The sequence below is a fragment of the Undibacterium sp. 5I2 genome, from assembly GCF_035019605.1.
GTDB lineage: Bacteria > Pseudomonadota > Gammaproteobacteria > Burkholderiales > Burkholderiaceae_D > Undibacterium.
In genome coordinates this window covers 117,166-138,048 of sequence record NZ_JASJVS010000001.1, presented here as the reverse complement: position 1 = coordinate 138,048, position 20,883 = coordinate 117,166, and the positions used below count along the sequence as shown (strand labels likewise).

Genomic DNA, 20,883 nt, shown 5'->3' with positions numbered 1-20,883 from the left:
GTACAATGCGGGCGCACTGATCATCATTTTCGACGGTTTGCTCGTATTGAGTGGGTCGTTAACTACGGAGTACATGTCATTTTGAGCACATTCACTGATACTGTCATCGATTTCCTGAGTAATGGCATCACGCGTGCCAGCGCTTGGCAAGTCTTTATTTTCACCATGGTCGTGACCCATATCACGATTGCCAGTGTGACGATCTTTCTACATCGTTGCCAAGCCCATCGTGCGCTGGAATTGCATGCCATTCCCAGCCATTTTTTCCGTTTCTGGCTGTGGTTGACCACCGGTCAGGTGACCAAAGAATGGGCGGCGATTCATCGTAAGCACCATGCCAAATGTGAAACCGAAGAAGATCCGCATAGCCCGCAAACGCGTGGAATTAAAAAAGTTTTGTTCGAAGGGGCGGAATTGTACCGTGCCGAATCGAAAAACCTTGAAACCATGCAAAAGTATGGTCATGGCACACCGGATGACTGGATGGAGCGGAATTTGTATACACGCTTCAGTTGGCAGGGTGTTGCGCTCATGCTCATCATTGACTTGGCTTTGTTCGGCGTAGTTGGTATGACGGTGTGGGCAGTGCAAATGATGTGGATTCCGGTTACGGCTGCCGGCATCATCAATGGTATCGGCCACTACTGGGGTTACCGTAATTATGATTGTGTCGACGCCTCGACCAATATTTTCCCTATCGGCATTTTGATCGGTGGCGAAGAGTTGCATAATAATCACCATACTTTCGGAACCTCGGCCAAATTGTCATCGAAATGGTATGAGTTCGATATCGGCTGGATGTATATCCGCTGCATGGAAATAATCGGTTGGGCGAAAGTGAAGAAAGTCGCGCCGGAACCGAAGTTTGCAGAATTAAAATCAGCGATCGATCTCGAGACCTTGCAAGCCGTGATTACGCATCGTTATGATGTGATGGCAAAATATACCAAGTCTTTGCGTCGTACGTGGCGTGATGAGGTCGCTGCCTTGCGTGAAAAGGCGCAATTTGAGGCGGCTCACCTGAAGCTGACCAAAAAATTACTGCAACGTGAACCAAGTAAATTGGCAGCGCCACAGCAGCAGCAATTGTTAGAGGTCTTGTCGCATAGTGTGGCCTTGAAAACGATGCATGACATGCGGGTAGAGTTAGGTTTGATTTGGGAGCGCTCGACAGTCAGTCGTGAACAATTGGTGCAACAATTGCAGGACTGGTGTACGCGTGCCGAAGCCTCTGGGATACAAACCCTGCATGATTTCTCACGGCGTTTGCGTACTTACGCTTAATTGCTTGAAAAAACGAAACGCAGCCTCAGCTGCGTTTTTTTTTGCCCGGCAGAGGTGGTAAGGGGCGAAAAAAAACCTCGCCATGGCGAGGTTTTTTTACTATTACAACAGCACCGCAATCACTTGATTTTGGTTTCTTTGTAAATAACATGCTTACGTGCCTTAGGATCAAACTTCATGATCTCCATTTTTTCAGGCATCGTGCGCTTGTTTTTCGACGTTGTGTAGAAGTGACCAGTACCCGCAGTCGATTCCAGCTTGATTTTGTCGCGACCAGATTTAGCCATGATAATTTCCTAACAGTAGATTAGCTTAGACTTTTTCGCCGCGAGCACGCATGTCAGTCAAAACGGCATCGATGCCGATTTTATCAATGACGCGCAAACCAGCATTAGACAAACGCAGAGAAACCCAACGGTTTTCTGTTTCTACGAAAAAGCGACGATTTTGCAGATTCGGCAAAAAGCGACGTTTAGTTTTGTTATTAGCGTGGGAAACGTTGTTGCCAACCATCGGCCCTTTCCCAGTCACTTGGCAGACACGTGCCATGATGAGCTCCTTAATAGTTTCCGAAATTGGAAAAAATGAGAGTATAAACAAAATCTCATGAAATATCAATGACTTGCGAAAAACAAGTGTGTCTTACTAAAAATTAAAATTTAACAATTTGGTTTACTCTACAATAAACCATGCTCGGCGAATGAGAATACCTCGGGATTGGCGATGATGAAGTGGTCGAGCACACGAACATCGACCAAGGCCAAGGCTTGTTTGAGGGTTTTGGTCAGGTGGATGTCGGCGCGACTCGGTTCACTGTTACCTGAGGGGTGATTGTGGGCCAAGATGATGGCGGCGGCATTGCACTGCAGGGCTGCTTTGGCGACCTCGCGTGGGTAGACGCTGGCATGATTGAGGGTGCCGCGGAATAATTCCTCGGCACTGATCAGTTGATTTTTTACATCGAGAAACAATACCGCAAATGATTCGTAGGTTTTGTGGCCTATCAATAATTGCAGATAGTGTCGGACTTCCTGCGGTGAGGATAGGGTGGCGTTCTGTTGTAATTCTTCGCCGATGGCACGCTTGGCCAGTTCCAGCACCGCCTGCAATTGGGCATATTTGGCCATGCCTAAACCGTGGATGGCAGAAAAATCACCGAGGGTGGCAGCGAAGAGCTTCGATAAAGAACCGAATTCGAACAGTAAATCACGCCCGAGATCGACCGCGCTCTTGCCCGTGACGCCGGTACGCAGAAATACCGCCAGTAATTCAGCATCGGATAGCGCCGCAGCGCCACATTGGATTAAGCGTTCGCGCGGACGCTGGGTTTCCGGCCAGTGAATGATAGACATGGATAGGCTCTCCTTGTGCTCGTAGAAAATAATCGACCGCTAGCAAAGTCTGCAGCGATATGCACTTGCAGCCAAAGCGAGGCGACCTGACATACAATAGCGGCTTACTTGTTCACGGCTGACATCATGACTACTACCGCACCGCTTCTCGTTACTGACAACGCTTACTTGACGCTCCATTACCGTCTGGCCACACTTGATGGCGACGATATTTTAAGTACTTTCGGCGATAGCCCTGCCACTTTGCAAATGGGCATAGGACAACTTGCGCCGCAACTCGAGACCGCTTTACTCGGTTTGGCAGAGGGCTCGCACCATACCCAACAGTTATCGCCTGAGCAAGCTTTTGGCGCACGTAATCCAGAATTGATACAGCGCGTGTCGATTGAAACATTACGGGAAAATTCGGCATTTGGCGAGCATTACGTGGTTGGCGACCTGGTCGATTTCGCCGCCCCCTCGGGTGGACGGTTTGCCGGCATTTTGCGCGCGCAAGATGAGGCCGGTTGTCTGTTCGATTTCAATCACCCCTTGGCCGGACAGAGCCTGGTATTCGAAACCAAGATCATAGGAATTATGTAAGTCATGGACAAAGAAATTTTATTAGCGCAGCCGCGCGGCTTTTGTGCAGGTGTCGATCGTGCGATCGAAATTGTCGAGCGTGCTTTGCAGCAATTTGGTGCGCCTATCTATGTCAGGCACGAAATTGTGCACAATGCCTATGTGGTCAGCGATTTGAAGGCGAAAGGCGCGATCTTCATCGAAAATCTCGCTGATGTACCTTTCGGTAATACATTGATCTTTTCGGCACATGGCGTTTCGCAAGCCGTGCGCACCGAGGCCGCTGCGCGCGGCGTGACGGTGTTTGACGCCACTTGCCCGCTGGTGACGAAGGTCCATATGGAAGTGGTCAAAATGCGCCGTGAAGGGCGTGAGATCATCATGATAGGCCATCATGGCCACCCCGAGGTGGAAGGCACGATGGGGCAGAGCGAGGGCGGTATGTATCTGGTCGAAACCGTTGCCGATGTCTTCGCGCTGGAGGTGAATAATCCTGGCCAGCTCGCCTATGTATCGCAAACCACCTTGTCGGTCGACGATACGGCGGCCATCATTGAAGCGTTGAAGCAAAAATTTCCCCTCATCGCCGAGCCGAAAAAAGGCGATATCTGCTATGCCACCACGAATCGTCAGGAAGCCGTGAAATTCATGGCCCCGCAAGTCGAGTTGGTGATCGTGGTCGGTAGTCCGAACAGCTCGAATTCCAATCGCTTGCGTGAAGTCGCGGAAAAAATCGGTGCGGCAGCGTATATGGTTGATCATGCTGGGGAGATCGACAGTGCGTGGCTGCAAGATGTGCAGCGTATCGGCGTGACGGCCGGTGCTTCGGCCCCGGAAATTTTGGTGCAGGAAGTGATTGCGCGCCTGCGTGAGCTGGGCGTACGCAGTGTGCGCAACTTGGAAGGCGTGGAGGAACATGTCACCTTCCCCATGCCTAAGGGCTTGAATGAAGCGAAATAATGCCGCCTGAGCTGGCTTGAATTTGATTTAAATCAGTTTTTAAGCTGCTTTTCGATAGTTTATTTTGTGAATTCGTGATTATGATTGCCGCACTTTCAAATTTTGCGTTTAACCAAATTTGTAAAGCGTGTATGCTGGACGCGCAGTCTTGTGGAAAGTACGTAGGCGTCGGTGGTATTTTCACCACGCACGGTACGGGATGCCTAGGTATAATCGCGCCCACTTCAAGGCATACTGAAGAAACCTAAATATTAAAAAAAACTTTTACCAAAAGTTGAAGAGGAGAATGAACTATGTGTATTTCACGTAATATTGATACTCTCGATATGATGCCGTGCCTGTTCGGATAGCGCGAGCTACAACTTGAGCGGCACCCTGCAACAAGGGTGCCGTTTTCGTTATCAGGAATGATTTTTGCTGATGGAAATGCCTAAGCTGTTCACACAGCTCTATCGTTACTTTAGTTTAACCACGCCTGGATTGAAATTTCGATTCGTTCATAGAGAGAGATGCAAATATGGATACCTTTATCCAACAAATTATTAATGGCTTGGTTTTGGGCAGCATGTATGCCCTAGTCGCGCTCGGTTACACCATGGTCTATGGTGTGCTCAATCTGATTAACTTCGCCCATGGCGACGTCTTGATGGTGGGTGCCATGGCTGGGCTCAGCATCATCAAGCTGTTGCAAGTTGTGGCACCCGGTTTGCCTGGTATGGCCATGTTGATCATCGCCATTCTTGGCGCTATTCCGGTCTGTATCGCGGTCAACCTGATCATTGAACGGGTCGCGTACCGCCGTCTGCGCAATGCCCCGCGTTTGGCACCTTTGATTACCGCCATTGGCGTGTCGATTCTGGTGCAAACCTTCGCCATGATGATCTGGGGCCGCAGTCCGGTATCGTTTCCTACCGTCATGCCGAGCGTGCCGGTACAGATCGGTGGCGCCGTGATTTCCCAAGTGCAGATCATCTTGTTGGCCTTGGCCACCTTGGCCATGGTCGGGCTGGTATTGTTGGTTGAAAAAACCAAGATGGGCCGTGCCATGCGTGCGACTGCGGAAAACCCGCGGGTCGCCGGACTCATGGGGGTCGATTCTAACCGCGTGATTGTGGCCACCTTCGCCATCGGCGCAGCACTGGCAGCGATTGCCGGCGTGATGTGGGCAGCTAATTATTCCTCGGCCCAATTCGCCATGGGCTTCGTGCCCGGTTTGAAAGCTTTCTCGGCGGCGGTACTCGGTGGTATCGGTAATATTTACGGCGCGATGGTCGGCGGCATTCTGCTCGGTCTGATCGAGAGTCTCGGGGCCGGTTATATCGGTGATTTGACCGGCGGTATTTTAGGCAGTCAATATCAAGATATTTTTGCTTTCGTGGTTTTGATTATCGTACTGACATTGCGTCCATCCGGCATCATGGGTGAGCGTGTTGCTGATCGTGCTTAAGGAGAAGATCAATGTCGACTATATTTGATGTCAAAGCGAACCCGAAAAAAGCATATACAAGTTTTGTCATGCTGGGTATCGTGTTAGTGTTGTTTCCGTTCATTGCTGCGAATTTCGGCAATTCCTGGGTCCGTATCATCGACTTTGCCTTGCTATATATCATGCTCGCGCTCGGTCTCAATATCGTGGTCGGCTTTGCCGGTCTGCTCGATCTTGGTTACATCGCCTTTTATGCCGTCGGCGCGTATCTGGCGGCGATTCTTGGTTCACAGCAATTTGCGGTGATCTTGGAATCTTTCATCGATAATTACCCTGCGCTTGGTCATTTCCTCGTCGCTGTGTGCGGTCCGGAAATTACCAAAAACGGTTTGCATTTGTCGGTGTGGGTGATCGTGCCTTTGTCGGCAGCCTTAGCCGGTTTGTTCGGCGCTTTGCTCGGCGCGCCAACTTTGAAGTTGCGCGGCGATTATCTGGCCATCGTCACGCTCGGCTTTGGTGAAATCATCCGTATTTTCATGAATAACATGAATTCTCCGGTTAATTTTACCAATGGCCCGCAAGGTATCAACATGATTGATCCTATCCGCGTGTTCGGGGTCTCGCTCGGCGGTGAAGCCGGTACTAACGCGACGGTCGATTTCGGCTGGTTTACCATGCCGTCGGTGAATGCGTATTACTTCTTGTTCTTAGCCTTGTGTATTTTCATCGTCTTCGTGTCGGTGCGTTTGCAGCACTCGCGTTTGGGCCGTGCTTGGGTGGCGATACGGGAAGATGAAATCGCCGCTAAAGCGATGGGTCTCAATACCCGCAATATCAAATTGCTGGCCTTTTCCATGGGTGCTTCTTTCGGTGGCGTCTCTGGTGCCATGTTCGCTTCGTTTCAGGGCTTCGTTTCACCTGAATCGTTCTCGCTGATGGAATCGATCGTGATTCTGGCGATGGTGGTCTTGGGCGGTATCGGTCATATTCCTGGCGTGATCCTTGGTGCGATTCTGCTGGCAGCATTGCCGGAAGTGTTGCGTCACATCGTAGAACCGGTGCAGATGATGTTGTTTGGAAAAATTTGGATTGAAGCCGAAGTACTGCGTCAATTGTTGTACGGTCTGACGATGGTGGTCGTGATGTTGAATCGTCCGGCAGGTTTGTGGCCCGCGCCCAAGCATGAAGACCGGATGGCCAAACTCAACGATGCGGCAGCTTAAGGAAAATTGAGATGACTGAACAAACAATATTGAAAATCGAAGGCGCTAACAAGCGTTTCGGTGGTCTGCAAGCACTTTCGAATGTCGGGATTAATATCAAGGCCGGCCAGATTTACGGCTTGATCGGTCCGAATGGTGCCGGTAAAACCACTTTCTTCAACGTAATCACTGGTCTGTATCAACCCGATACCGGCACCTTTGAACTCGATGGCAAGCCATATTCGCCATCGGCACCGCATGAGGTGGCGAAAGCCGGGATTGCCCGTACGTTTCAGAATATCCGCCTGTTCGGCGAAATGACGGCGTTGGAAAATGTCATGGTCGGACGCCATATTCGCACCCATCAAGGTGTGTTCGGTGCGATTTTCCGTCATGCTGCGGCGCGTAAGGAAGAAGCTGAGATCCGTGCCCGTTCCCAGGAATTGCTCGACTTTGTTGGCATCGGCCAGTTTGCCGACCGGACATCGAAGTTTTTGTCCTACGGTGATCAGCGTCGACTCGAAATCGCGCGCGCTTTGGCGACCGACCCGAAATTACTGGCGCTCGATGAGCCGGCGGCCGGCATGAATGCCACCGAAAAACTGGCCTTGCGCGAATTACTGGTGAAAATCAAGGCCCAAGGTAAAACCGTGCTGCTCATTGAGCACGATGTGAAACTGATGATGGGTTTGTGTGACCGCATTACTGTGCTTGAGTACGGTAAGCCGATTGCCGAAGGCATACCATCGGATATACAAAAAAATCCGGCCGTGATTGAAGCATATTTGGGAGGGGCCCACTGATGGCTGAGAATGTATTGAAGGTAAGCAACCTTAAGGTTGCATACGGCGGCATCAAAGCGGTCAAAGGGATCGAGCTTGAAGTCAATAAAGGTGAGTTGATCACGCTGATCGGTGCCAATGGTGCCGGTAAAACGACCACCCTCAAGGCGATTACCGGCACTTTGCCTAGTTGCAAAGTTGAGGGTGAAATCAGCTATCTGGGGCAGTCGATCCGCGGCAAAAATTCGTTTGAACTCGTGTCCGACCGTCTGGCCATGGTGCCGGAAGGTCGCGGCGTGTTTACGCGCATGACGATTCAGGAAAATCTGATGATGGGCGCGTACACGCGTAACGATAAAGCCGGTATTAACGACGATATCGACAAGTGGTTTGCCGTGTTTCCGCGTCTGAAAGAGCGTGCTGCGCAATTGGCCGGTACTTTGTCGGGTGGTGAGCAGCAAATGTTGGCTATGGCGCGTGCGCTCATGAGTCATCCTAACTTGCTGTTGCTCGATGAACCATCGATGGGCTTGTCGCCTATCATGGTGGAAAAAATCTTCGAGGTCGTGCGCAATGTTTCTGCGCAGGGCGTGACGATTTTGCTGGTCGAGCAAAATGCCAAATTGGCTTTGCAAGCGGCGCATCGCGCTTATGTGATGGATTCCGGTCTGATCACCATGAGTGGTTTGGCCAAGGATATGCTCGACGATCCTAAGGTGCAGGCCGCGTATTTGGGCGAAGCGTAATTGCTCACGGCACGTTAAAAACCCCGCAGTACGCGAGTACTGCGGGGTTTTTTTCAGTGCAATTTCGGCTTTATTTTTTTGTCGCGCGCGGCGCGGCTTTCTCAGTGACTTGAGAAATTTGTGCCACCGTATTGTTGAGATTGGCTTCGATCGCCGCGACCGCTTGCTTGGTCGATAGATTCAATTGCTCGTAACCGGCGTTGGCTTGGTCGATCGCAGTCTTGAAAAACGATACGAATTGCTCGGAACCGGCTGGTGCGCTTTTTGATACATCATCAAATAAGGAGCGAATCTTGCGATGATGTTCAGTCAGTTGGGTTTCAGCAGCAAGTTTAAATTCTGTCTGGGTGTCAGTCGCAATGGCGGCTAGCTGACGACCGTAGCTCAACAGCTTTTCCGCACCGGGTTGGCTTTGGGCGGTGCTGAGCGAAAAAAATTCTTGCGGATCTTTAGCGGCCAGCAATTGCTTCGTGCTGGCGGCCGATTCTTCGAAGGAATGTTTGACGAGATTGACATTCAATTCGACAATTTTTTCCACACCTTCAAAGATTTTCCCGCTGAGGCTGGAAAATAGGGCGATTTGGGCATCTATATTGGCTTTGCTTGCTGCGGAAAATTGTTCTGGAACGGAAAACATGGTGATCTCCTGAGAAAACGCGATTAAGACAAACAAGAAGTGCCACGATGACGCTGATCGTTGAGATCAGCCTCAAAACGGCGTATGGTGCGCTGCAATAGTTTTCATTCTAATATTAAACTGCCCAAAGTCAAGATGCTTTTGCGCAATGCAGCAGAACGCTGCCGAGCAAGCATGCGTTATTCTGTGTAGCAAGGTGCCAATTTTTGATTATGGCAAGCGAATATGACCACGAGATGAATTCTTGCGCTCAGTTCATGCCACCAAGAGGCCGAGTTCACGTGCCAGCATGGCGGCTTGACGCGAGGAAATCGTCGCACCTTTGAAATATTTGGCTGCGGTCAGCTTGAGGCCGCCTAAGTCGGCTTCGCGTAAGTCGGCCCCTTCGAAGCGGGCATCGGTCAGCACGGCATCGCGCAGGCTGCCGCCTTCAAATACGGCATCACGAAAATCACAGGCGCACAAATCGGCTTCGGAAAAGTCGAGTCCGACCAATTTTGCCTTACGGAACGACATGCGCCGCATCGAGGTGCCGATCAGCAAGGTGTTGCTGAATTCCAGACCGAGTTGCGCCACGTCTTCAAATACGGCCCCAGTCAGCTTACAGTCTTGAAACTTGGCCGCGCCGAGCTTGCTACGGCACCATCTGCTGTTATTCAGATCGCAGGAGTGAAATTGCGCTTCGAGCAGGTCAGCTGCACCGAAGTCGGCGCGACCGACGCGGCAACTTTGCCAGACGCTGCGGGCCAGGCGCGCACCATGCAGTGACACATCGGCCAATTGGCAGCGGATAAATTGGCAGTCTTGCAAATCGAGTCGGGCTAAATCACTGCCTTGGAAATCACAGTTCTCGAAACGCAGCGCGCCGCCGTGTGCGCACAAGTCTTCGAGCTGTGCCCGGGTGAGGGTGAGATCGCTCAGTGTGTTGTTATGTGTATTCATCAGCAATATCTGGAAAAATTATAAATTGGCAATATGTGCGCGCTGGCAGCCTTGCCGACAGCGGCTGCATCATAGCGCAGATCAGCGCTGGCAAGAAGCCAACGAGGCGGGGATAGGCAGTCTGCCTCGACCGCCGCTGGGCACTGCAGTACAATTGGTAGCCACCCAAGTTCCTTCGAATTTTTTTGCCAATTTTTTGTGAGTATTATGCGCCAAGCTAAGCGTCAGGATTTTCCTCATTTTCTTGAGCTGCCGACTCGTTGGATCGATAACGATCAATATGGCCATGTCAATAATGTCCAGTACTACAGTTATTTTGATACGACGGTTAACAGCTTGCTGATACAGCACAGTGTGCTCGACATCCATACCGATCAGATAGTCGGTTTCGTGGTCGACAGCGGCTGCGCGTATTTCAGTTCGATTTCCTTTCCCGATCTCTTGCATATCGGTTTGCGCGTAGCGCGCATAGGAAACAGCAGTGTGCGTTATGAATTAGCCATATTCCCTAACGATGCCCTCGTTCCTGCCGCTGCCGGGCATTTCGTGCATGTGTATGTTGATCGGACCAGTAACAAAGCGGTGGCGCTTCCGGCTGCAGTTCGTACCCTGTTAGAAACGCTTGAGCGGCCGCATTCTGTACCGTAGAGAGGGATTGCTCCTGTACAATTTAGTCTTGGTGCAGCCTCGCTGTGCAAATTGTTTTTTTTGAAAGCGTTTGCTTATGATTGTCTCTCCGGTTCAGCAATGTGTTGATGAAGTGATTTTGGCGCGTCGCTCTCTGCGCGCATTTTTACCCACGCCGGTGGCGAATGAGGATATTCGGCGCTTGCTTGAGGTGGCTGCGCGTGCCCCGTCGGGCAGCAATACCCAGCCATGGAAAGTGTACGTGCTGCAGGGGGAGCGCCTGAGCAGCTTGTCGGCGGCGATCTTGGCGGCGCATCAGCAGGCCGAAGTGGCCGCCTCCCACACTGAGCAATACCATTACTACCCACAAAGCTGGAAGACACCGTATTTGGAACGCCGCCGTAAGGTAGGCTGGGATTTATACGCCTTGCTCGGGCTAGGGCGCGAGAATAAGCAAGGCATGCATGCCCAGCATGGCCGTAATTATGCATTTTTTGATGCCCCGGTCGGCTTGATTTTTACCATAGACCGTGTCATGGAGCAGGGCTCGTGGTTGGACTACGGCATGTTTTTACAAAACATTATGCTTGCCGCCAAGGCTAGAGGACTCGATACTTGTCCGCAAGCAGCATTTACCCAATATCACCGCATCATCGCCGAACAATTGGTCTTGCCTGAGCATGAAATGCTGGTGTGCGGCATGTCGCTTGGCTATGCCGATGTCACAAAAATTGAAAACAGTTTGCAGACGGAACGGGCCAGCGTCGATGATTTTGTCCGCTTCATTGAGTGAGACAATGCTTGAATAAATGCAGCTAAGTGGTTAATTTTCTTGCGATTTTTCCGATTTTTGCTACACTTCATGTTAATTTGTTTTCCCCCTATTTCAGGAGTTGTCGATAGTGAGATTTGCCCGTCACCTTTTTGTTCTCTCACTGATCGCCTGTATGCCTGCGATGTTACTTCCTGTGCAAGCTGCCGAGTCGCGTAAGAAGCCGCTCGTGCACAAGAAGGGGGTAAAAACCGTTGCTGCAAAGCCGTTACGGCATGCCGTAGTGAGCAAAAGCAAACACAAGCACAAAGTACTGTTGCGCCGTGCGGCACCGCTCGCGGCTGCGGCGCTGGCGGTACCAACCGTGGGCGACAGCGCTGGCCTCAATCATACTCATGATGCGCTGGCCTTACAGTCGAATGTCGCGTATGTGGTCGATCAAGCCAGTTCCAAGGTATTGTTTGAAAAAAATCCTGATGTCTCGCTGCCGATCGCCTCGATCACCAAACTCATGACCAGTTTGGTAGTGATGGAAGCCAAGCAAGATATGGTGGAAGAAATCGAAGTCACCGAGGACGATATCGATCGTGAAAAAGGGACTGGTTCACGTTTGAAAATTGGTGCCAAACTGTCGCGCGCGGATATGCTGCACATCGCCTTGATGAGTTCGGAAAACCGTGCCGCCTCGGCGCTGGGACGAAGTTATCCGGGCGGGCGCCCAGCCTTTGTCGCGGCCATGAATGCCAAGGCCAAACAACTCGGCATGACCGAAGCGCATTATGTCGATTCCAATGGACTCTCGAGTCAGAATCGCGCCAGTGCCAAAGACTTGGTCAAGCTGGTCAATGCCGCTTACCAGTTTCCACTCATTCGCGAGTATTCCACCGATTCTAAATACATCGTCAATCCGGGCGGACGCTCGCTCGAGTATGGTTCGTCGAACAAGCTGGTGATGAATCCGGAATGGGAAATCGGTTTACAAAAAACCGGCTTCATCAACGAAGCCGGGCGTTGTTTGGTGATGCAAGCGATGATAGAAGGCCGTGCAATCGTCATGGTGTTTCTCGATTCCAAGGGCAAGTATTCACGCTTGGCCGATGCCGGCCGCATCAAGAAGTGGCTGGAAACTGCCAAACCGAAATTCTGAAACTACGCAGTGTACGAGCAGTTTCCAGTAACGGCACCCGAGGGTGCCGTTACAACGTCAACAGACCCTGATGGAGAATATCGCCCTGCGTAAGCAATAGCCTTCAGGTTAAGAGGCTGTCGCAAAAGCCTGATGGAAGCTTTTTTACACCTGAAACACCGCATACCGCGTCATTCCCGCATGCTTTTGGCGGGAACCTAGTGTCGTTTTCAGCGCTGAAAACAATATAATATCTGGCATTTTCAGTTAACCACGAACGCCGCTGGGTTCCTGCCAAAAGCGCGCAGGAATGACGTGGCCACCAGTTAGGGTAATGATACCGACTCAATACCCTTTTGCGACAGCCTCTTTTGGCAGGTGAGCGACGAAGGAGCGACGCGATGGGAGGGGCTGCCTACCCCTTCCAGAGTCTTTTCCATCGTCGCTTGCGACGATCCATTAAGTTGTTGAATAGCATTTCTCAAAACGTCTTTCAACATCGCGCTTCCCTAAGCGTCTGCCCGCTTGTTTTCCCCAAATAGCGTGAACCACAACTGCTGACTGGCGGTCACTGCGGCAGTCACTTTTTCCGGCGCGACGCGGGCGCGGTCTTGGCCTTGCAGGCGGCTGCTGTGTTGCAGCCGGCGTAATAGCCGGTAGGCTGTTGCGCAGTCTTGCGCCGCTTGCAGCGGTATCAAGCCGAGCTCGCCGCAACGTTGCAAGAGGGCGATGTTGCCGACATTGGCGCTTAACTGTGGATAGTCGTGGGCATGTTTGAGCAGCAGATATTGCACCATGAATTCGATATCGATCATGCCGCCGGCAGCGTGTTTGAGATCGAAATAGTGGTCTTGCGCGGGGTTGGCGTCGCGCATTTTTTGGCGCATTTTGATCACTTCCTGCGCCAATTGCTGTGGCTCACGCACGCGACACAGCAGTTGATGGCGCATCTGTTCGAAGGCTAGTCCGATGGTGGCGTCGCCGGCACACCAGCGCGCGCGCGTCAACGCCTGATGTTCCCATAGCCAGGCCGATTGTTCTTGATAGCGCGCGAATGAGGCTAAGGACGATACCAGTAAGCCGCTGGCACCATCGGGGCGCAGCGCGATGTCGATGTCAAACAGGATGCCGGCTGGGGTATGGCAAGTCATCCAAGTGATGAAACGTTGCGCCAACTTGGCATAATTGGCCGGTGCCTCGGCATCCTCGTCTTGGTAGAGGAAAATCACATCGAGATCGGAGGCGTAACTGAGTTCTTTACCGCCCAGTTTGCCATAGGCGATGACGGCGAAGCGTGGCACCGGCAGATGGCGGCTGGCGATGGTTTCCCAAGCTGCTTGCAGGGTGGCAGCGACGATGATGTCGGCCAGTTGTGACAAGTCGTCGGCCAGATGTTCGACGCTGATCTGGCCTTCCAAATCTTGTGCCAGCAAACGGAATTGCTGGGCATGATGCAGTTCGCGCAGAGTTTCCATTTGCCGCTCGGTGTCGCCGGCCTGCTGCTGCAATTGGCTCTGTAATTCGATCTCAAAGGCATGCCAGTCTGGTCGTTGATGCAAGGCTGATTGGTCGAGCAACTCATCGAGCAAAATCGGATGGCGGATCAAAAAGCCGGCGGCCCAGTCGCTCGCGCCCATCATGCGTACCACGCGCGCGAGCGCGTGCGGGTATTCGGTCAGCAAGGCCAGATAGGCGGAACGGCGGGCGATCGCTTCCATGAAGTCGAGCAGGCGGTGCCAGCAGGATAATTGATTGTCTTGTTGCAGACCGACCAGGTGGATGGCTTGGTTGAGTAAGGCCAGCAGTTTGTTGCGGCTGGCTTCGGACAGCGCTTGCATTCTTGCCGATTGCCAAGTCGCGATCAGCCGCCGTGCCGCGCCGAGCGAGTCGATAAAGCCGGCCGCTGCCAATTGGGTGCTCAGAATCTCTTGTTGCTCGGGTGTTGACAGATTGGCGGCCAGTACGATTTGTTCGCTTTCTGCTTCGTTGCTGGCCTTAGCGCCGAAAATCGCGTCGAATTGTTCGGCGACCAAGGCGCGATGCGGCTGTAATTGTGCCAACAATTGCGCGACATCGGCACAGCCCATCATGACGGCAATTTGTTGTTGATCGCCAGGTGCGACTGGGAAGGTATGGGTTTGCGCATCGTTGAGGTATTGCAAGCGGTGTTCGAGATTGCGCAGAAAGGTGTAGGATTGTAATAGTTGCTGCACCATGTCGCTGTCGAGGGTGCCTTTGTCAGCCAAGGTGTGCAAGGTGGCGCAGGTGGCGCGGTCGCGCAGGCTGAGATCGCGGCCGCCGCGTATGAGTTGAAATACTTGGGCCAGAAATTCGACTTCACGAATGCCGCCACGGCCGAGTTTGACATTATTGCTGCGTTCCGGATGACGGGTTTCTTGACGCACCACTTCGGCGCGGATTTGTCCGTGCATGGCACGCAAGGAATCGATGGCACCGTAGTCGAGGTAGCGGCGATACACAAACGGGACGATGATTTTTTCCAGCGCGGCGATGTCGTCGGCTGACCCGGTCAAGGCACGCGCTTTGACCCAAGCGTAACGTTCCCATTCGCGTCCCTGTATCAAAAAATATTCCTCGACCATGCCGAAGCTCGCTACCAGCGGACCGGAGCCACCATTGGGACGCAGCGCCATATCGACCCGAAAGCTGAAACCGTCGGCCGTCACTTCGGAAATCGCGGCGATCAGTTTTTTACCGAGGCGGTTGAAGTACTCATGGTTCGATAAGCCGCGCTGTCCCTCGCCAGCAGCGGTATCGCCGTCTTCGGCATAGCAAAAAATCAGATCGATATCGGAGGAGACATTCAATTCGCGGCCACCGAGCTTGCCCATGCCCAGCACGATCAGTTGCTGTTCTTTGCCGCTGTCGGCACCGACAGGCTTACCGTGTAAGCTTTGCATTTCACTGCTGAGGGCAGCGAGATGCTGGCTGACTACAAAATCAGCGAAGTCGCTGATTGTTATCATTACCTCACGTAAATCCGCCGCGCCTTCGAGATCACGCCGTATCAGACAGCACACCAGCAGATTGCGCAAACGGCGCATAGCCTGGTTGAGTGTGGCGCCCTGGGATATATCTTTTTGTAAAATCTGAGCAAAAATAGTCGGGCTCAAGGATAATCTGGAGTATTCGGCTAAACTTGCCGCCCGATCTGGTGCGGCTTGTAGCCAGCGCTGCAGAAAATTCGACGCCATCAGGATACTGGGCGTGGTCAACGCAGCGGACGAGGCGGGCAGGGTAGGCATCATAGTCGGTACGAAGTGAGTGGCAAAAGACGGTCATGGACTGGCCGTGCTTCCATTCTAAGCGATTGCGCCGCCTTAGTGATGTCGTAACCTTAATGTGTAAATTGAATACAGGATTGTAACTTGACGACAGCGGATTTTTTGGTGAACTTGCTCACCTATACTGCCTACGGCAGTCAACACCCGCAATGATGACAGAACTTCCCGCTGCGCCGCTGCGCGCTGGCTTCGGCCGTCGTTTGCTGGTCCGGTTGCGGTGTGTGTCGCGCGTGTGCGCACACAGTGTGCGCTGCTTGTTACGCAGCTTGCTGATACTGTATTTTCTTTTTTGCATAGTGTTACTCGGCTTACGCTATCTGTTGCTGCCTCATGTGGCTGATTACAAAACCGAAGTGGAACAATTGATCAGCCATGCCATAGGACGCGAGGTACAGATGGGAGCATTGCGTGCTTCGTGGCAAGGTCTCAATCCGCAACTGGTGTTGCAAGAGCTCGTATTGCATGATCTGCAGGGTAAGCCGGCGCTGGCACTGCCGGAGGTACGCACGACCTTGTCGTGGTGGTCACTGGCAGCGCTGGATTTGCGTTTTGAGCGCATCGAGCTGTTGCGGCCGAGTTTGGCGATGCAACGTAGCGCCGATGGCAAGTTGACGGTTGGCGGCTTTTCCATCGATTTGCATGGTAATAGTGATGGCCAGGGCTTGGATTGGTTGCTTGCTCAGAGGCAAATCGTGATACGTGACGGTGACTTGAGTTGGAATGACCAACAATTACAAGCGCCCCCCGTGCATTTTACGGCGCTCAATTTGATCTGGCAGAATCGCTGGCGGCATCATCAGTTTTCACTGCGCGCCACGCCACCGGCAGCACTGGCGGCACCGCTTGATCTACGTGGTGATTTTGTCCACCGTGCCTTTGCCAAAAAAGTCAGCGATATCTCGTCGTGGAGCGGCGAAGTGTACGCCGACATGGCCTATGTTGATCTGGCGGCTATGAAGGCCTATTTCGATTATCCGGCGCAAATCGAGAGTGGCAGTGGGGCACTGCGCGCCTGGCTGCGTCTCGATGCCGGCCGCGTGGCTGATTTGACCGCCGACCTCAAACTGGCCGACGTGCGCGGCCGGCTCGATGCCAGCCTGCCTTTACTCGATATGGCCGTGATCAGTGGACGGGTAGTGGCCAGCGAAACCGCCGGCTTGGCCAAGCAGCTCTTGCCGGCCGTGTTCGGCCCGGCCGGACATGCGTTTGCCATTCAACATTTGACCATGCGATCACGGGATGGTGAAGTCTTGCCACCTACCAGCGTGGCGGAAAAATTTACCCCCGGTAGCCACGGCAAGCCCGACCGAGTCGAACTCGCAGCGGCCTTCCTCGATTTACAAACGCTGGCCAATTTTGCCCGACATCTGCCCTTGCCGGCTGATCAGCGACAAGTTCTCAGCGATTTCGCGCCGCGTGGTCAATTGCGTAATTTCAGTGCCAGTTGGCTAGGCAGTTATCCGCATATTGCCGCTTATACCCTCAAGGGTGGTTTCGAACATTTATCGCTGCGCGCGCAGGCGGCACAAGCCAGTCGCGCGAAAACGGCAAGCGAACCGGCCCAAGTCGCTTTGCTGGCGATTCCAGGTTTTGAAAATCTGTCCGGTCATCTTGATGCCAGCGATAAGGGCGGCCAGTTTGTCCTCGACGCGCGCGATATCTCATTCAATACGGCTGGTTACTTCATCGATCCGACGATACCGCTGCAGAGTTTGACGATGCAGGCCGAGTGGAAATTTATTGGTGCTGATCAATTATTATTTCAGGTGGCAAAACTCGATCTGCAGCAAGATGGCATGCATGCCAGTCTGAGCGGCAGCCACCGCTTCATGCTGGGACCGCGCGGCCAGAGCGAGCCCGGCATGGTCGATGTGCATGCACAGGTCAATGGATTTGATCTCAAGCAGCTTGATCGCTTCATTCCCACTGCCGCCGAACCTGACTTACGGCATTGGCTGACCAAAGCGATTCTCGATGGCCGTGCCGACGAGGTGAAGTTGCGCTTGCGCGGCGACTTGGCGTATTTTCCGTTCTCGGCCAACGACGCGCGCGCGCGTAGCAAGGGGGAGTTCTTAGTTAAAGGCAATATTCATGGCGGCCGCCTCGATTTTACTGCTGGCGCACTGGCGGATGGAGCGAAAGCGCCGTTGTGGCCGGTGATTGAGGCGATACAAGGGAATTTTGCATTTGACCGCGCCCGCATGGAAATCGATGGCAACAGCGCCAGTACGCTGAGCGCGGATTTGCACAAGGTGAGTGCGGTGATTCCGGATTTACTGAGTACCAATGCGGTATTGGCGATTGATGGTCAAGTCAGCAGCAGTTTGCAAAATATGCTTAATTATGTCGGTGCCAGCCCGGTTGATGCTTGGCTCAGTCACTTTTTAAGCGAAACCAAGAGCGCTGGCGCGGCCGCTTTGCACTTGAAATTGCAATTGCCACTGCGCCATTTGATTGATGCCAAAGTGCAGGGACAACTGCAGTTGTTCAATAACGATGTGCAATTACAGCCGGGTTTGCCGCAAGTCACGGCTGCCAATGGTAAGATAGAATTCAACGAACGTGGGGTCAATCTCGGTGCGCTTAAGGGCTATGCGCTCGGTGGCGCGCTGCAAGTCAGTGGTGGTTCTCAAAAAGATGAGAGTATCCGCGTGCGGCTTGACGGCAGCGCCAGCGCCGAAGGTTTGCTGCAATTTCTGCCGGCTTCGGTGCGTGCACCTTTGGCTGATAAAATCAGCGGTGCGACACGGTATGTGACTACTGTTAATGTCAAAAAACAAACGTCGGAAATTGTGATTGATTCCGCCTTGCAAGGGCTGACATTGAATTTTCCTTCTCCCTTGCGCAAATCTGCCAGCAGCATCGTGCCCTTGCATATAGAACTGTTGTCTCCAGTTAACGGTAATCTACTGCAGGATGATTGGTCGATTCATTTGGGTAACCTCTTGCATGCAAGATATCAACGTCAGCGCGACAGCGAGAAGACGGCCAATTGGAAAATTCTCGGCGGCAGTATTGGTGTCGGCGTGGCCGCACCGGAGTTTCGTACTGGCATAGTGGCGAATATTCAAACTCCGCTGCTCAATGTTGATGAATGGCGCACGCTCTTGAGCACTGCTGTGGCGAACGGCAGTGACAGTCGCGGCAGTGTCGATATCGCGCCGTATCTCGATGTCAGCTCACTGACATTAAAGACGGCGCAATTGCATTTATTCGGCAAGCAACTTGATCAGGCGACGGTCGGCTTATCGCATCAAAAAAATGTGTGGCAGGCGAATGTTGATTCAAATCAAGTATCGGGCCAGCTGAGTTGGAGCGATGGGAATAGCTCTCAGCGTGCCGGTACGGTCACGGCGCGTCTGAGTCGACTCAATATTCCCGCTTCCGCCGCGTCTGATGTCAGTGATTTGATGCTGGGTAGTAGTGCTGCAACGCAGCTGCCTGCCTTGGATATCATTGTCGATGATTTTGAATTGTTTGATAAGAAATTAGGCAAGCTTGAGCTCTTGGCCAGTAACCAAACCGTTGCCGGAGTGAGCGAATGGCAATTGGCGAAAGTGATCTTGAAAAATCCTGATGCGGAACTCAAGGCCAGTGGTAAGTGGAGCAAACGCGCCGGGGCTGGCAGCACCGAGCTCGATTACGTGCTCGAGGTGGCCAATAGTGGGCAACTGCTCAATCGTCTGGGCTTTGCCAATGTGATCAAAGGCGGCCGTGGCCGCTTGCAAGGCGATGTCAGTTGGAGCGGTTTGCCTTACGCGATCGATATTGCCAGCATGCGTGGTCAGGTGCAGTTGGACTTAGCCAGCGGCCAGTTTTTGAAAGTCGATCCCGGTGCGGCGAAATTATTAGGCGTATTGAGCATGCAATCTTTGCCGCGTCGCTTGAGCCTCGATTTCCGTGATGTGTTTTCCGAAGGCTTCGGCTTTGATGCCCTCACCGGAACCGCCCGCATCGAGCAAGGCGTGGCCGTGACCGATAACTTCAAGATGCGCGGTGTGAACGCGACGGTCGTCATCAGTGGTAGTGCCGATATGGCGCGCGAAACCCAGCAATTGCATGTGGTAGTGATTCCGGTCATTAATGCCGGTGCCGCTTCGGTGGTGTATGGTTTGGCGGTGAATCCGGTGATCGGCCTGGGAACATTTTTAGCGCAATTGTTTTTGCGCGAACCCTTGGCACGGGCTTTCACGTTTGAATATATGATCAGCGGACCGTGGAATGATGCCATTGTCAAAAAAATCGACCATCAGGATCTGAAATCGCTGATGGCCCCGACGCCGACGCCGGATTTGTTGAAAGGAAAGACAGAATGATGAAATTAGCTGCGATTCAAATGGTTTCCAGCCCCGATCCGGCACAGAATCTGGCCACGGCCGAGCGCTTGATCCGTCAAGCTGCTGCTGAGGGCGCGCGCTTGGTCTTGTTGCCCGAGTATTGGGCCCTGTTAGGGTTGCATGAAACCGATAAATGTGCGATTGCCGAGGTCGATGGCCATGGCCCCTTACAAGGTTTTATGGCCGCGCTGGCAGGCGAGCTCAAATTATGGCTGGTCGGCGGCAGTATTGCGCTGCAGTCTGGTACCGTTGACAAGGTACTCAACAGCACACTGGTCTACGCACCGGACGGCCAGCGCTGCGCGCGTTATGACAAGATGCATTTGTTCGGCTTTCAGAATGACAGCGAATCTTACCAAGAGGCCCGCACTATCGTTGCCGGCAATGAGGTAGCCAGCTTTGAGACCGAAGCGGGCCGAGTCGGTTTGTCGATCTGTTATGATCTACGTTTCCCCGAATTGTATCGGGCCTTGGGCGACTGCCGTTTACTGCTCGTGCCGGCCGCGTTTACCCATACCACCGGGGCGGCCCATTGGGAGATATTGTTGCGTGCGCGCGCAATCGAAAACCAATGCTATGTGCTTGCTTGTGGCCAAGGTGGACTGCATCTGAATGGTCGTCGTACTTGGGGGCACAGCATGCTGATTGATCCTTGGGGCAAGGTGCTGGCTTGTCTCGACGAAGGAGAAGGGGTAGTCGGCGGCGTGTTGGATGAGGCCGTGTTGGCCCAAGTCAGGGCCAGTCTGCCGGCTTGGCAACATCGTCGTTTGTGAGATCGACGGTGCGTGCCGACAGCTTTGTATACAATGTCCTAATTGCAGATG

At 52.8% G+C, this 20,883-nt stretch carries 18 protein-coding genes; 12 read left to right on the top strand and 6 right to left on the bottom strand.

From position 1 onward, the window contains the following. The first annotated feature begins 81 nt into the window (after nt 1-81). Nucleotides 82-1,284 carry an acyl-CoA desaturase gene (locus QN359_RS00625; protein ID WP_322249328.1) on the top strand — a complete coding sequence of 401 codons (1,203 nt, stop codon included), beginning with the start codon at nt 82-84 and terminating at the stop codon, nt 1,282-1,284. Nucleotides 1,285-1,403: 119 nt separating this feature from the next. Here the strand turns inward: QN359_RS00625 and rpmG are convergent, their stop codons facing one another. From rpmG to radC, 3 genes are all read right to left on the bottom strand, one after another. Then, entirely contained in the window at nt 1,404-1,571 is a 168-nt protein-coding gene (gene rpmG, locus QN359_RS00620) for a 50S ribosomal protein L33 (RefSeq protein WP_110257750.1), read from the bottom strand. Nucleotides 1,572-1,596: 25 nt separating this feature from the next. Beyond that, complete coding sequence (gene rpmB, locus QN359_RS00615; RefSeq protein WP_322251015.1) at nt 1,597-1,833, bottom strand: 50S ribosomal protein L28; 237 nt, start codon at nt 1,831-1,833, stop codon at nt 1,597-1,599. A 128-nt stretch (nt 1,834-1,961) separates the two neighbouring features. Then, nucleotides 1,962-2,636 carry a RadC family protein gene (gene radC / locus QN359_RS00610; RefSeq protein ID WP_322249327.1) on the bottom strand — a complete coding sequence of 225 codons (675 nt, stop codon included), beginning with the start codon at nt 2,634-2,636 and terminating at the stop codon, nt 1,962-1,964. A 126-nt stretch (nt 2,637-2,762) separates the two neighbouring features. On the opposite strand from radC, the gene QN359_RS00605 reads away from it, so the two are divergent. The 6 genes from QN359_RS00605 (at nt 2,763) to QN359_RS00580 (ending at nt 8,313) form a co-directional block, all read left to right on the top strand. After that, nucleotides 2,763-3,218, top strand: a complete 456-nt coding sequence (locus QN359_RS00605) for an FKBP-type peptidyl-prolyl cis-trans isomerase (RefSeq protein WP_322249326.1) — start codon at nt 2,763-2,765, stop codon at nt 3,216-3,218. Between the two features lie 3 nt (nt 3,219-3,221). Further along, nucleotides 3,222-4,157, top strand: coding sequence for a 4-hydroxy-3-methylbut-2-enyl diphosphate reductase (ispH, locus tag QN359_RS00600; protein ID WP_322249325.1), 936 nt, complete (start codon nt 3,222-3,224; stop codon nt 4,155-4,157). Between the two features lie 517 nt (nt 4,158-4,674). After that, complete coding sequence (locus QN359_RS00595) at nt 4,675-5,604, top strand: branched-chain amino acid ABC transporter permease (protein WP_322249324.1); 930 nt, start codon at nt 4,675-4,677, stop codon at nt 5,602-5,604. Between the two features lie 11 nt (nt 5,605-5,615). Then, entirely contained in the window at nt 5,616-6,806 is a 1,191-nt protein-coding gene (locus tag QN359_RS00590) for an ABC transporter permease subunit (RefSeq protein ID WP_322249323.1), read from the top strand. A gap of 11 nt (nt 6,807-6,817) precedes the next feature. Next, nucleotides 6,818-7,588 carry an ABC transporter ATP-binding protein gene (locus tag QN359_RS00585; protein ID WP_322249322.1) on the top strand — a complete coding sequence of 257 codons (771 nt, stop codon included), beginning with the start codon at nt 6,818-6,820 and terminating at the stop codon, nt 7,586-7,588. After that, on the top strand, nt 7,588-8,313 hold the full coding sequence (locus tag QN359_RS00580) for an ABC transporter ATP-binding protein (RefSeq protein WP_322249321.1): 726 nt from the start codon (nt 7,588-7,590) through the stop codon (nt 8,311-8,313). The genes QN359_RS00585 and QN359_RS00580 overlap by 1 nt, the downstream gene beginning before the upstream one ends. Before the next feature lie 70 nt (nt 8,314-8,383). Here QN359_RS00580 and QN359_RS00575 read toward each other — a convergent pair whose 3' ends face one another. Both QN359_RS00575 and QN359_RS00570 read right to left on the bottom strand, forming a co-directional pair. Further along, nucleotides 8,384-8,950 (bottom strand): phasin family protein, encoded by a 567-nt coding sequence (locus tag QN359_RS00575; RefSeq protein WP_322249320.1) that lies wholly within the window; start codon nt 8,948-8,950, stop codon nt 8,384-8,386. 255 nt (nt 8,951-9,205) lie between these two features. Then, nucleotides 9,206-9,892 carry a pentapeptide repeat-containing protein gene (locus QN359_RS00570; protein ID WP_322249319.1) on the bottom strand — a complete coding sequence of 229 codons (687 nt, stop codon included), beginning with the start codon at nt 9,890-9,892 and terminating at the stop codon, nt 9,206-9,208. Nucleotides 9,893-10,099: 207 nt separating this feature from the next. On the opposite strand from QN359_RS00570, the gene QN359_RS00565 reads away from it, so the two are divergent. The 3 genes from QN359_RS00565 to pbpG all read left to right on the top strand — a co-directional run bounded on the left by QN359_RS00565 (nt 10,100) and on the right by pbpG (nt 12,438). Next, nucleotides 10,100-10,540 carry a thioesterase family protein gene (locus tag QN359_RS00565; protein ID WP_322249318.1) on the top strand — a complete coding sequence of 147 codons (441 nt, stop codon included), beginning with the start codon at nt 10,100-10,102 and terminating at the stop codon, nt 10,538-10,540. Between the two features lie 76 nt (nt 10,541-10,616). Further along, complete coding sequence (locus QN359_RS00560) at nt 10,617-11,312, top strand: nitroreductase (RefSeq protein WP_322249317.1); 696 nt, start codon at nt 10,617-10,619, stop codon at nt 11,310-11,312. Nucleotides 11,313-11,466: 154 nt separating this feature from the next. Then, a complete protein-coding gene (gene pbpG, locus QN359_RS00555; protein WP_322249316.1) occupies nt 11,467-12,438 on the top strand; it encodes a D-alanyl-D-alanine endopeptidase in 972 nt (323 codons plus the stop codon). A gap of 488 nt (nt 12,439-12,926) precedes the next feature. Here the strand turns inward: pbpG and glnE are convergent, their stop codons facing one another. After that, nucleotides 12,927-15,686 carry a bifunctional [glutamate--ammonia ligase]-adenylyl-L-tyrosine phosphorylase/[glutamate--ammonia-ligase] adenylyltransferase gene (gene glnE, locus QN359_RS00550; RefSeq protein ID WP_323493165.1) on the bottom strand — a complete coding sequence of 920 codons (2,760 nt, stop codon included), beginning with the start codon at nt 15,684-15,686 and terminating at the stop codon, nt 12,927-12,929. 185 nt (nt 15,687-15,871) lie between these two features. On the opposite strand from glnE, the gene QN359_RS00545 reads away from it, so the two are divergent. Together QN359_RS00545 and QN359_RS00540 are read left to right on the top strand one after the other, a co-directional pair. Beyond that, entirely contained in the window at nt 15,872-20,038 is a 4,167-nt protein-coding gene (locus QN359_RS00545; protein WP_323493166.1) for a YhdP family protein, read from the top strand. Further along, on the top strand, nt 20,035-20,832 hold the full coding sequence (locus QN359_RS00540) for a carbon-nitrogen hydrolase family protein (protein ID WP_322249312.1): 798 nt from the start codon (nt 20,035-20,037) through the stop codon (nt 20,830-20,832). The genes QN359_RS00545 and QN359_RS00540 overlap by 4 nt, the downstream gene beginning before the upstream one ends. Nucleotides 20,833-20,883 lie beyond the last annotated feature (51 nt).